We start from the raw sequence: 12,475 nt of genomic DNA, 5'->3' as shown, positions 1-12,475 counted from the left end.
TTTTCATTGTGGTATAGACTTTTCTTTTTAATATTTTTATGGATTCATAAAGATAAAATGTTAAATAAATTTTAATCAAGAGAGTAAATTATAGAAATTTTTTGAAATATAAGTTAGTATAAGCCAAAAATATAAATTAATAATAAATAAAATTATTTAAATTGACCAAAAATTTATTATATTATAACAAATAAATAATTTAAAAATTGGTATAATACAGATGAATGCTTTAAAAGTACATAGTTACAGTATCAATTTTTATAGTTGTAAAGCAATTTTACAATTTATATTTTAATTGAAAATAACAATTATAATAATGAGCAGAAGTTACTTAAATATTCATCCCAATGTAAAAGCAATGATATAGGAGAATGTGTAGATGCAAGACTATAATGATTTATTTTATCTTATTTATCAACCAATAGTAAATATTAAAAATAATGGAACATTAGAAATTTTAGAATATGAGGTTCTACTTCGATCTCAGGATAAAAGGCGTTTTCCAAATAAGAAATTTAATGAAATTTTATCTTCACCTGAAAAACACCAAATGTTTATGAAGTGGTATTTTGAAAAACTTAATGATATCTTAGTTAGAAATGAAAATATTAATTTGGCTATAAACATTCATCCTTTACAATGGAAGGAAACTATAATTTTTGATTTTTTTTATAAGTTAAAAGAGTTTTCAAATAGAATAAAAATTGAGTTAACTGAACATAGAAATTTTATAGAATTTGATCTTGATACGGTATTCAAATCAAGATATGCTGAATTAGTTATGCTTGGATATAATTTTGTAATTGATGATGTCGGGAATGGAACAAATGATATAGACTTTGTCATCAAACATATAGAACAAGTTTCTAGTATAAAATTTTCCATATTGCCTTTTCGAGATATAAAAAAAGAAACTTTAATATTATTTATTGAAGCATGGTTTCGTTTGGCGAAACAATTTGATAAGGAATTTGTGGTTGAAGGTATTGAGTGTAAAATATTTTCCTCATGCTTATTAAATATGGGGATAAGACTACAACAGGGATTTCTATTTGGTGAAGGTAAAAGTCATGTTGCTTCAAGTAAATAAAAAAATTTTTTTAATTTTGTATTTATAAATTTAGGGAGTGTTGAATGTTTATTAGTGTTTTAGCAAATATGAGCATTTTATTAGTTTCTGTTTATGGTTACTTAAGCTATTATGTGAATTATAACAAGTTTCATTCTTTTTTGAAAGACAAGGGAACTTTTTTTAATTCAATTTTTGTAACTATTGTAGGGATTTTTTTATTGTACTTTGCAATTGAAATTGGTGGTGCTAGATATGATTTAAGCTTTCTTTTATTAGCATTTACTGTTAAATATTTTGGAAATAAAGTTACTATAACGAGCACTCTATTATTAATGGTTATAAGATTATTTTGGGGCATAGATAATTATACACCTATTGCTATTTGTTATAGTTTACTATTGGTATTTACCTTACCCATGCTAAAATATATTGTGAGTAAAATTAATAGTGATATTATTAAACTCTTAATTTTGAATTACTACTGTTTATTAATTGGGAATTTTTTGAATGCTATAATTATTAAAAATCCACTTAGGGACATAAATATTTATCTGCATTTATATGTCATAAGTACGATATTGGTATTTGTCCTTTATTATATGATAAACGATATAAAAAAGATGCAGAAGAAGGCTACTCATGATTACCTAACAAAAATGAAAAATAGATGTGAATTCCAAGCTAAACTAGAAGTATTACAGAAAAAGAAAAATATTTTTTCTTTAGCTATTTTGGATATTGATTATTTTAAAGTATTTAATGACTCATTTAATCATTTAGTTGGTGATTTAGTCTTATTAGAAGTGAGCAAAGTTTTATTATCTTTTGAGGGAAATAAAATAAATTGCTACCGTATAGGAGGGGAAGAATTTTCACTCGTCTTTGAAGAAATAAATTTTGTAGAGGTTGAAAATAAATTAGAAAAAATTAGATTAGCAGTTCAAAAAATAAACATCGATAAAATGCTATTGGATGGAGAAGTAAGAGGTATTACTGTTTCCATAGGAGTATCCCATATAAAGACATTCTCAAATATTGAAAATTACATTTCAAGTGCGGATGACGCTTTATATAAAGCTAAGGAAAATGGAAGAAATCAATTAGTGGTAGGTAAGTAATTTTATTATTACTATTAAATCTAGTCAATTTATTTATAGAGTAAAGGAAAAGCTTTGGAAAATCATTTGTTTTTTATTATAACTTCAATTTTTATTTTATTTATTATTTATTTTTTATCTAAAAAATATTTTATTTTTAAAAATATATTAATCAGCTTATACATTATAACTATGACAATTTATATTGTTTGGAGAATTCTTTATACGTTACCTCATGGTTCTGCTATAAGTGTTTTATTAGGATTATCACTTTTAATAGCTGAGATAGGTTCTTTTGTTTTATCAATCACATTTTACTTTTTATTTTGGAAAAAAAATACAAAAGAAGATAAGGAATTAGTAGAACTTCACCCCAACTATCCCACGGTAGATATATTTATTGCAACATATAATGAGTCTAGCTCAATATTAAAAAGAACAATCATCGCTTCAAAGAAGGTTAGATATCCTGATTTAAGAAAAGTTGAGATATATGTTCTGGATGATGGAGATAGGGAAGAAATTGCACTCATTGCTAAAGAGCTGAATGTTAAATATATTAGAAGAGATAACAATGAAAATGCAAAAGCTGGAAATTTGAATAATGCTTTAAAGGAAACCAAAGGAGATTTAGTAGTTACATTGGATGCTGATATGGTGCCCAGGGTGGACTTTTTAGAAAAGACGGTAGGATATTTCGAAGATTCAAAAATGGGATTTATTCAAGCACCTCAAACATTCTTTAATAATGATCCTTATCAATTCAATTTTTTTTCTGAAAAAAATCTAAATAATGATCAAGACTTTTTCATGCGTCGTATAGAAAATCAAAAAGATATATATAACTCAGTTATGTATATTGGATCCAATGCTGTTTTTAGAAGAGCAGCTCTCGAAAGCATTGGAGGTTTTTCTACAGGTGTAATAACAGAAGATTTAGCCACCGGAATGTTTATCCAAGCAAAAGGCTGGAAAACTAGATTTGTTAATAAGAATTTGGCAAGTGGTTTAGCTCCTGAAAACTTTTCAGATTTAATTAAGCAGAGAGATCGTTGGTCAAGAGGAAATATTCAAGTAGCAAGAAAGTGGTTGCCGTTAAAAATTAAAGGGTTAAATAAAGTTCAAAAGTTGCTGTATATGGATGGCATTCATTATTGGTTTTCGGGAATATATAAAATGATCTTTATGCTGGCACCTTTATGGTTTGTTCTTTTTGGATTTTACAGTTTGAATGCTAGATTCAGTGGTATATTAACTTTTTGGTTACCATCCTTTATAGCATCTCAGCTTGCATTTAATAGAGTTAGTCAAGGAACTCAAAGTATTTTATTAACAAATATTTATGAAACTGTTATGGCTCCATTCATCAGTTACTCAGTAATTAGTGATGCAGTTTTAAAAAGTAAAAAAGGATTTACAGTTACTAATAAAGGCTATAATACTAATAAAAAATATTATAACTGGCGCTTATCTTTACCACTTTTGATATTACTCTTTTTTTCTATTATTGCACTATGTAAATCAATATTTGTAATTTTTAACATATTACCATTTGAATCTGGAAAAGATGCGATATATATAAATGCATTTTGGTTACTATATAATGTTTTCATTTTAATTTTTGCGGTTTTAGTTCCATTTGAAAGACCTCGATTTAGAAAATCAGAAAGATTTCTAAGCTCTAAAGAAGCTCAACTTTTGGATAAAGAGAGTCATTTAATTATAGATTGCAAAGTGATGGACTGGAATGAATTAGGTGCTGGTATAACAATAGAGTGTAATAATAAAATAGAACTAAAGGAAGAACAAAAGATTATTCTTTCTGTAAATGGCTATGAATTAGAGAGTGTTATCAGGCGAATTATACCAAAAAAAGGCGGAACAAACATAGGGTTAATTTTTACTTCATTAAATTACGAACAATATGCTTATTTAATTACTCAAACATATGCAGTAGCGTCAAGTGAATTACCTATTCGAGAAGAGAAGGGTAACAATATTGGAAAGTTACTATTCGATATTTTCAAAGGCCATTTCATATTAAAAAAGAAATAGTATGTATCATGTTGACATAAAAAAATAGAAAAGTATATAAAATAAAAGGCACTGCAGAATTAAAGCAGTGTCTTTTTGAAGAAGTAAAATATTTTTTTAATCTATACCATAATGTAGCTGAACAGGAAGTTGATATGTAATGTCAATGTTATCTCCATCAATTTTTCGTATGATTAAATCAACTAAGAGTTCCGCTAAATCATTTATTGGTTGCTTTATCGTTGTTAGGTTAGGATAGTAGTTTTCTATAAATTCAGTTCCATCAAAACCTACCACATTAAGTGATTTTTTTAAATTTGAGGCGAGATCTTTTACTAATATAGCTGTTAAATCATCTGTACAAAATACACCATCAAAATCGTTGTTTTCTAGTATTTTTTTGATCTCAACTTTTTTGCGAAGAAGGGTCCATTGAGAAGGAATTTTTATCATATGAGGCTTTAATTGATTTCTTTCTAGCTCAAGCAGATATCCATCACGCCTTAAATATGTAGGAGAATTGGTATTATCGTTCCCAGTAAATATGGCGATTTTTTTACTACCAGAGTTAATCAAAGCTTTAGTAGCTAGGATTCCTCCCTCAAAATTATCAGAGCTAACAACAGTCGTTTCAGGGGTTAATAAACGGTCAAAAGCAACAATAGGTGCTTCAATTGCTATATAATCATGTGCTTTTAAATTATGACTCCCATAAATAATTCCATCAACTTGGTTAGAAAGTAGTAAGGCAAGATAGTCTCGCTCTTTTTGTTCATCATGTTCTGTTGTTGCTAACATAGCTTTGTAGCCTCGTTTGAAAAGAGCTTGCTCAATTTTTTCAATCAATTCTGCATAAAAAATATTTTTTATAGTTGGAAATACTAACCCAATTAATTTTAAGGATTTTCCTTGCAAAGAACGTGCGGCTGCGTTTGGAATATAATGCAAGTCTTGCATTGCTTTTTCTACTTTTGATATTGTTGCGTCACTCAAATATCCTTTACGATTTATAACACGCGAAACGGTCGTTACACTAACCCCAGCTTTATTTGCAACATCTTCAAGTTTGATCACTTTTTTAGCTCCCATAATTTTATTTTTATCGGATTTTGACTTCTAATCGAATACTGATTCTTATTTGGAAATACACGACCTGATAATACTTTTTCACCATCATTAATAAAAATTTCAAAAATTGATTGATCAATAAATACATTCATTTTTTCTATTTTAACATGTGCCAAACGTTTTTCATAATTTCTTATAAGTGTAATAGTATTATTTTCTTTATCTATCTCAACTTTAAGTGCACTATCCCCTTTTTCATTTGTCATTAAAGATAGAAGTGTAGAGTTTTGCTGACGAAAATCGACCTCAAGTTCATAAGAGTTAGATGTAATAATGTTATTATCTGCTAGTAAGAGATCTTGTTCCTTTTGTCTTAATTCTTTCATTTTTTCAACTGGATATTGATACAATTTGTTGTCTTTTATTGAAAGCTTCTTAACCATGGACAAGACACCTTGAACATTGTATTTATCAGTGGGGTATGATGTCTCAGGTAAACCTAGCCATGAAATGGCATAAGCAGAGCCATCAGGTGCATTAAATGACTGCGTAGCATAACAGTCAAAACCTTCATCCAAATTAATTAGTTGTCCTGCATTTTTTAGCTGATTTTTTGAACCAGTAGTAAAGTCATCCGCAATAACATACATATTAGGATATATATTATCATATTTAACAATCGATTTATCTAGTCCTTGTGGACAAAAAACTAATACTGATCTACCATTGACAAATATAAGGTTCGGACATTCAATCATATAACCCATTTTTTCTTTTGAAAAATCTAAGTTTCCCAAATCTTTCCAATCAGTTAAATTATTTTCTATTGCTTTATAAAGTTTGATTATACCATTTTTTTGAGAGCTTTGAGCACCAATTAAGCAATAAATTTGTCCTTGAAATGAAAAAATTTGGGGATCTCGAAAATGGTCGGTTGTTTGAGAAAAATCAGGAAAAATTAGTGGTTCAGTGAATTTGACTAACTGATTATTTTTGTCAACTTTTGCTCCGAGTTGATATGGAGTTCTAACCCAATCTTTGCCTCTGTGATTACCCGTATATATTAAAAATAAGTAGTTTTCAAAAGCTAAAGCAGACCCAGAATAAGCTCCAGCATTATCATATTTTGTATCTGGATAAAGGACTAGCCCTGTTTTCTCAAAGTGGACGAGATCATCTGAGACTAGATGTACCCATGATTTTAAACCATGTACTGGCCCAAAAGGAAAATGTTGGTAGAACAAATGCCATTTTTCATTGAAATAAGAGAATCCATTTGGATCATTAAGAAGTCCAGTTTCTGGTTCAATATGAAAATTTGATTTCCAAGGAGATTTTAGTGCCAGTTTGCGTAAACTCTCTAAATCATTTTCAGAATAACTATCGTAGGTACGATATCGTTGTTTGGTAGACCATTTCATTTTTTTTCCTCATTTACTAAATTATATATATTTATGATAAACGTTTTTTATAAAAAAATCAATATAAATAACCACGGAAGAATAAAAAATAAAAAAAGTATGGCAAACGCTTGACATATATCAAAAAAATGATAAAATAACTTCTGTAAGCGAAATCATTTTATTTGAGGAGAAAATTATGAATCATAAGCAGGTAGCTGAACGCATTTTAAATGCAGTTGGGCGTGATAACATTCAAGGAGCTGCACATTGTGCGACACGACTACGTTTAGTCCTAAAAGATACTGGCGTTATTGATCAAGAGGCTCTAGATAATGACCCAGATCTTAAGGGGACTTTTGAAGCAGCTGGTCAATATCAAATTATTGTAGGGCCAGGTGATGTTAACACTGTATACGAAGAATTTATTAAACTTACAGGAATAATTGAGGCATCAACTGCAGATCTCAAAGAGATTGCAGGAAGTCAAAAAAAACAAAATCCAGTAATGGCACTTGTAAAGCTGCTTTCTGATATTTTTGTTCCTTTGATACCAGCTCTTGTAGCTGGTGGTCTGTTAATGGCTCTTAATAATGCGCTAACAGCTGAACATCTTTTCGCGACGAAATCGCTTGTTGAAATGTTTCCGATGTGGAAAGGATTTGCTGATATTGTTAATACTATGAGTGCCGCACCATTTACATTCATGCCAATTTTAATAGGTTATTCTGCCACAAAAAGGTTTGGCGGAAACCCATATTTAGGTGCTGTTATAGGTATGATTATGGTAATGCCTGGGCTTATTAATGGATATAATGTTGCTGAAGCAATCTCTAATCATACAATGACTTATTGGGATATTTTTGGTTTTAAAGTTGCCCAGGCTGGATATCAAGGACAAGTTCTTCCTGTAATTGGAGTGGCTTTTATCCTTGCTAAACTTGAGAGATTCTTTCATAAATACCTTAACGATGCTATAGACTTCACATTTACTCCGTTGCTTTCAGTCATCATAACTGGATTTCTCACATTCACTATTGTAGGACCAGCACTTCGTTTCGTATCAAATGGCTTGACAGATGGTTTGGTTGGACTTTATAACACATTAGGGGCACTAGGAATGCTTGTGTTTGGAGGCTTCTACTCCGCAATAGTAGTAACTGGATTACATCAGAGTTTTCCGGCCATTGAAACAATGTTAATCACAAACTATCAACATAGCGGTATTGGTGGAGACTTTATTTTTCCAGTTGCTGCCTGCGCAAATATGGCTCAAGCTGGTGCAACTTTTGCAATTTTATTTGTTACTAAAAACATTAAAACAAAGGCTCTTGCAGCTCCAGCTGGTGTATCTGCAATTCTAGGTATTACTGAACCTGCGCTATTTGGGATTAATCTAAAACTAAAATATCCGTTCTTTATTGCTCTTGGGGCTTCAGCAATTGGTTCATTATTTATGGGATTATTCCATGTCCTTGCGGTTAGTCTGGGATCCGCAGGATTAATTGGCTTTATCTCTATTAAAGCTGGGTATAACTTACAATTTATGATTTCGATATTTATTAGCTTTCTTATTGCTTTTGTTGTTACCTCAATCTATGGTCGGCGGATGGAAGCTAAATCTATTACGAAAGAAAAAAATAAACAGAATGCAACAACTCAATACCAACCTGAGAAAGTTATTATCGATCCAGTTAAAAGTGACGAACTCCTTGCTCCAATAAATGGATTTGTAATTCCTCTGTCTGATGTAAGTGACCCTGTTTTCTCAAAAGAAATTATGGGAAAAGGTATTGCAATCAAGCCTAAATCTGGAGAACTTTTCTCACCAGCCGACGGAGAAATTATTATTGCTTATGAAACAGGTCACGCTTATGGTATAAAAACAAAAAATGGAGGTGAAGTTCTTTTACATATTGGAATAGATACTGTTTCAATGAATGGTAATGGATTCATACAAAATGTTAAAGTTGGCCAGAAAGTAAAAGCAGGGGATTTACTAGGATCTTTTGATAAAGAAGAAATCGAGAAGAGTGGATTCGATGATACTGTAATTATTGTTATTACCAATTCAGCAAGTTACAATGAGATTTTGCCATTGAGTGAAAATGTTGATATCAAAGTTGGAGAAAAAATTCTATTATTGAACTAGAGGGAGCAAACTATGTCCGTATACTATGGATCAATTGAGGCTGGTGGCACAAAATTTGTACTGGCTATTGCAGATGAACATTTTAATATTATAAAAAAATGCAAATTTGCTACTACTACGCCACAAGAAACTATAAGTAAGACTATTAAATATTTTAAAGAAAACCGAGTTTCTGCCATTGGTTTAGGATCATTTGGGCCTATTGATCTAAACCTTTCAAGTAAAACGTATGGATACATTACTTCGACGCCAAAAGTTGGTTGGAAAAATATAAATTTAGTTGGCCAATTAAAAGAAGCACTTGATATCCCAATATATTTTACTACTGATGTAAACGCCTCAGCCTATGGTGAAATGAAAAATACAGGAAAAAAAAATCTTGTTTATTTAACAATCGGTACAGGTATTGGAGGGGGAGCAATTCAAGATGGATATTTTATTGGTGGCATTGGGCATTCGGAAATGGGGCACCAAAGAATAAATCGTCATAGAGATGATCTTACTTTTGAAGGAAGCTGTCCCTTCCATGGTGATTGTCTTGAAGGAGTTGCGGCGGGTCCGAGTCTTGAAGCTAGAACAGGAATACTTGGGGAAAAAATTCCTTCAGATGATCCTATCTGGGATATCTTAAGCTATTATATTGCTCAAGCGGCTATGAATGCAACTTTGACATTAGCTCCTGAGTGTATAATTTTGGGAGGTGGTGTAATGGAAAAATCAAATATGATATCACTTATACAAAAACATTTCATTTCTATGCTTAATAATTATATAGATCTGCCTTGTTCTGTAGAAAAGTATATTCGCTTACCAACTGTCAAAGAAAATGGTTCAGCAACGTTAGGAAATTTCTATTTAGCATATTCTTTATTTACAAAAGAATAATAATATAAAATCTATATATTTCTAGCATGTAGTTCAACAAAATATAATGGTAATGGTAAATATTAAGGCAATATTACAACTATAAAAAAGTTTCATTTCTTTGTTATCTTTTAACTTTTTGCAACATAATCGAAAGTTCTTTTAGTGATGCTAAATACCTAATAATTTAAGTATGAGAAAAGTAAATTTCTAGGTCTTACTTTGGAAGGCAGTATTTCACAAATTATGTATTATCTTATTTAGAATAAGAAAAGTTGAAATGCCCAAAATTATTTCAAATATGGGAATATTATTGGATGCCTGTGTAGCAATGCATTATAGAAACTAAAATAAAATTTAGTGGGCAAATAGTGGGTAAAATTTAAAATATATAAATCAACTAGACATTATTGAAAACAATAGAAAACTTATAAAATAAAGAGCCACTAAACTTTAGTGACTTTTTATTTTATGTGTTTTAATATTAAGCAAACGCGTTGAGCGTTTATTTCAAATATGGGAATATTCATGACTGCCTTTGTAACAGTGTATTATAAAAATTAAAATAAAATTTACCGAATAAATCGATACTAGAAAAACTCTTAATAATTTTATATTTACTTAAAAAACAAGTGTAAAATTATAAAAATACAAAATAGTTATAAAAAAAGATATATATTGTAAGGAGAAGAGGGGATTATTTAGGTCGCTCTCAAAGTTAAATTCAGGTTCTATAAGCCTTTATAAACCTGTTTCATAGAAAACCTCTTAAATTGAAAAATAAAATGGGACAAATTTGGGGCAATTATGGTATAAAATCATAGCTACGATTTAATCTCATTGAATTTTTGAGTTTATAAAGTTAAGGAACTAAGCATATTATTTTGGAAGATTTGAACAAAAAATAAATTAAAGAGTCATTAAGAATTGAATTAATGACTTTTTATTATGTTAAGTTTGTTTGATGCTTTTAAGCTATATGTTTTTCTCTTTATAAACTAATAATCAGTATTGAGCTTAACAAGGTGCTATACTTAATTTTATGAGATCACAGTCTCTGTTGTGGAATAGAAACCAAATATGGTTTCTATTTTTTGATTGATATTGTAATTTAGAATTAAAGTGATATACTTACCATAGGGTGTGGTTTTGCGAAAGCACCACACCTCCATTATTAGCTACTCAAATGGGGTAGTTTTTTTAAAATATGTAATTATAAACAAAAAAATAAGTTGATAATAAGGGGAAGGGGCATCTAACGAATAAAAATAAAGAGAAAAAGGCGATTATAAGCTTACTGTTTTTTGGGTTTGTAGTAAATATATTAGTTATATACCTAGTAATAACTTTACTTATGTGAGAAAAAATGCTGTTCGGGTAAGGTAACACATTTGTAAAATAATTTACGAACCCTAATGTTAAATTGACTTTAACTGATATTAGTGTTATACTTGCAAAGCGGGATGGAGCAGTTAGGTAGCTCGTCGGGCTCATAACCCGAAGGTCATAGGTTCAAATCCTATTCCCGCAATATTTTAAGGGCTTTAGGGAGCCCTTATTTTTCTTATAAAAAACTCACCCTAAAGTGAAATTTTTTCGTTAAATAGGCGGAGCCTAGAATGGAAGTGAAAAATGAAAACAGGAGATAAAATTACATTATCTAATGGGGAACAAGCAATTGTCGTTTCTGGAGATATTAATCTCTATAAGTATGCACTAATTGTTGAATTAGAAAACCATGATGTCAGGGTGGTTGATAGAGAAACCTTGACACTTGCTAAAGCAAATCCTCATGAAAATCTGGGGAATCACAAGAAAATCAATAAGTTTTAAATAGACCAATTTGACTTTGGTAAGAATAGGTGTTACTATTAAGAGGTAGGTTTTGTCTCGAGTTTAAATGTTTTAGGAATGCACTTTTTCGCAAAATAGGATTTACAGATGATGCGAAAGGATGTATTATATGAATAAAGGAACAATAAATTGGTTTAACGCTGACAAAGGGTATGGTTTTATTATGGCAGATGATAGGCAAGATGTGTTTGCTTATCTCTTATCTATTCAAGGAAATGATTTTAAAAAATATGATGAAGGTCAAAAGGTTACTTTTGATATCAAAATGACGTCTCGTGGACGTTATGCTTCAAACGTACATATAAGATAAATGATTTAAAGCATGGGATGTCCTTTGCTTTTTATTTATTGTTATTGCAAAAACGAATTAAAATGTTATACTGAGTGAGGGAAAGATTAGTTGCTTTCCCTACAGTTCATAAAATCCATGTCACTACGATATGGATTTTATTAATGAGAGAGTAGTTTGACATTGAGTATAATTAGTGTTACTATGAAGAAGTAGATTTTGTCATGAGTAAAATGTTTTATAGATTCACTTTTCGCAAAATAAGATTTACAATTTTGTCGAAAGGAAATAAATATATTATGGCAAATGGAACAGTAAAATGGTTTAACGCTACTAAAGGATTTGGTTTTATTACCTCTGAAGATGGTCAAGATTTGTTCGCTCACTTCTCAGCAATCCAATCTGATGGATTCAAATCACTTGACGAAGGTCAAAAAGTTGAATTTGATGTTGAAGAAGGTCAACGTGGACCTCAAGCAGTTAATATCACAAAAGCATAATTATATCTGAAAATCGTGCAAAAACTGGAGTCATTACTTCAGTTTTTTTATATTCAGTTACAATGATGAGAGAGTATGATATACTTAGCCAGCAAGAGGAAAATCACACTTCCCATGCATAAATTAGGGCCACTCTAATATAGAG

10 protein-coding genes and 1 tRNA gene are annotated in these 12,475 nt (G+C 30.1%); 9 read left to right on the top strand and 2 right to left on the bottom strand.

What is annotated here, in order from left to right:
* Window positions 1–379: 379 nt before the first annotated feature.
* Genes Q0V08_RS07170 through Q0V08_RS07160 form a run of 3 tightly spaced genes read left to right on the top strand, consistent with a single transcriptional unit; the run spans window position 380 to window position 4,224 of the window.
* Complete coding sequence (locus tag Q0V08_RS07170; protein WP_064973754.1) at window positions 380–1,090, top strand: EAL domain-containing protein; 711 nt, start codon at window positions 380–382, stop codon at window positions 1,088–1,090.
* 44 nt (window positions 1,091–1,134) lie between these two features.
* Window positions 1,135–2,190, top strand: a complete 1,056-nt coding sequence (locus Q0V08_RS07165; protein WP_297433431.1) for a GGDEF domain-containing protein — start codon at window positions 1,135–1,137, stop codon at window positions 2,188–2,190.
* Between the two features lie 54 nt (window positions 2,191–2,244).
* Window positions 2,245–4,224 (top strand): cellulose synthase catalytic subunit, encoded by a 1,980-nt coding sequence (locus Q0V08_RS07160; RefSeq protein ID WP_017864245.1) that lies wholly within the window; start codon window positions 2,245–2,247, stop codon window positions 4,222–4,224.
* 96 nt (window positions 4,225–4,320) lie between these two features.
* On the opposite strand, the gene Q0V08_RS07155 is transcribed toward Q0V08_RS07160, so the two are convergent.
* The gene (locus Q0V08_RS07155) at window positions 4,321–5,277 is read right to left on the bottom strand and encodes a LacI family DNA-binding transcriptional regulator (RefSeq protein WP_297433428.1); all 957 of its coding nucleotides are present in this window, start codon (window positions 5,275–5,277) and stop codon (window positions 4,321–4,323) included.
* Window positions 5,274–6,692 (bottom strand): sucrose-6-phosphate hydrolase, encoded by a 1,419-nt coding sequence (locus Q0V08_RS07150; RefSeq protein ID WP_297433426.1) that lies wholly within the window; start codon window positions 6,690–6,692, stop codon window positions 5,274–5,276. Before Q0V08_RS07150 ends, Q0V08_RS07155 begins: the two co-directional genes overlap by 4 nt.
* Window positions 6,693–6,870: 178 nt before the next feature.
* On the opposite strand from Q0V08_RS07150, the gene Q0V08_RS07145 reads away from it, so the two are divergent.
* From Q0V08_RS07145 to Q0V08_RS07120, 6 genes are all read left to right on the top strand, one after another.
* Window positions 6,871–8,823: a sucrose-specific PTS transporter subunit IIBC gene (locus Q0V08_RS07145; protein WP_297433424.1), complete on the top strand. Its 1,953-nt coding sequence runs from the start codon at window positions 6,871–6,873 to the stop codon at window positions 8,821–8,823.
* A 12-nt stretch (window positions 8,824–8,835) separates the two neighbouring features.
* The gene (scrK, locus tag Q0V08_RS07140) at window positions 8,836–9,708 is read left to right on the top strand and encodes a fructokinase ScrK (protein WP_297433423.1); all 873 of its coding nucleotides are present in this window, start codon (window positions 8,836–8,838) and stop codon (window positions 9,706–9,708) included.
* A gap of 1,436 nt (window positions 9,709–11,144) precedes the next feature.
* Window positions 11,145–11,218, top strand: a tRNA-Met gene (locus Q0V08_RS07135).
* 101 nt (window positions 11,219–11,319) lie between these two features.
* Window positions 11,320–11,520, top strand: a complete 201-nt coding sequence (locus Q0V08_RS07130; RefSeq protein ID WP_014017423.1) for a hypothetical protein — start codon at window positions 11,320–11,322, stop codon at window positions 11,518–11,520.
* Between the two features lie 130 nt (window positions 11,521–11,650).
* A complete protein-coding gene (locus Q0V08_RS07125) occupies window positions 11,651–11,851 on the top strand; it encodes a cold shock domain-containing protein (protein ID WP_297433435.1) in 201 nt (66 codons plus the stop codon).
* Window positions 11,852–12,129: 278 nt separating this feature from the next.
* Window positions 12,130–12,330, top strand: a complete 201-nt coding sequence (locus tag Q0V08_RS07120; protein WP_011835124.1) for a cold-shock protein — start codon at window positions 12,130–12,132, stop codon at window positions 12,328–12,330.
* Window positions 12,331–12,475: the final 145 nt, after the last annotated feature.

Origin of the sequence: uncultured Cetobacterium sp., from assembly GCF_947038635.1 — a bacterium.
GTDB lineage: Bacteria > Fusobacteriota > Fusobacteriia > Fusobacteriales > Fusobacteriaceae > Cetobacterium_A.
This window is presented reverse-complemented; position numbering and strand designations above follow the sequence as displayed.

Excerpts from the sequence above, each read along its gene's own strand:
- Q0V08_RS07170 (WP_064973754.1), top strand. The coding sequence starts at position 380 with ATGCAAGACTATAATGATTTATTTTATCTTATTTATCAACCAATAGTA.
- Q0V08_RS07165 (WP_297433431.1), top strand. The coding sequence starts at position 1,135 with ATGTTTATTAGTGTTTTAGCAAATATGAGCATTTTATTAGTTTCTGTT.
- Q0V08_RS07150 (WP_297433426.1), bottom strand. The coding sequence starts at position 6,692 with ATGAAATGGTCTACCAAACAACGATATCGTACCTACGATAGTTATTCT.
- Q0V08_RS07145 (WP_297433424.1), top strand. The coding sequence starts at position 6,871 with ATGAATCATAAGCAGGTAGCTGAACGCATTTTAAATGCAGTTGGGCGT.
- scrK (WP_297433423.1), top strand. The coding sequence starts at position 8,836 with ATGTCCGTATACTATGGATCAATTGAGGCTGGTGGCACAAAATTTGTA.
- Q0V08_RS07130 (WP_014017423.1), top strand. The coding sequence starts at position 11,320 with ATGAAAACAGGAGATAAAATTACATTATCTAATGGGGAACAAGCAATT.
- Q0V08_RS07125 (WP_297433435.1), top strand. The coding sequence starts at position 11,651 with ATGAATAAAGGAACAATAAATTGGTTTAACGCTGACAAAGGGTATGGT.
- Q0V08_RS07120 (WP_011835124.1), top strand. The coding sequence starts at position 12,130 with ATGGCAAATGGAACAGTAAAATGGTTTAACGCTACTAAAGGATTTGGT.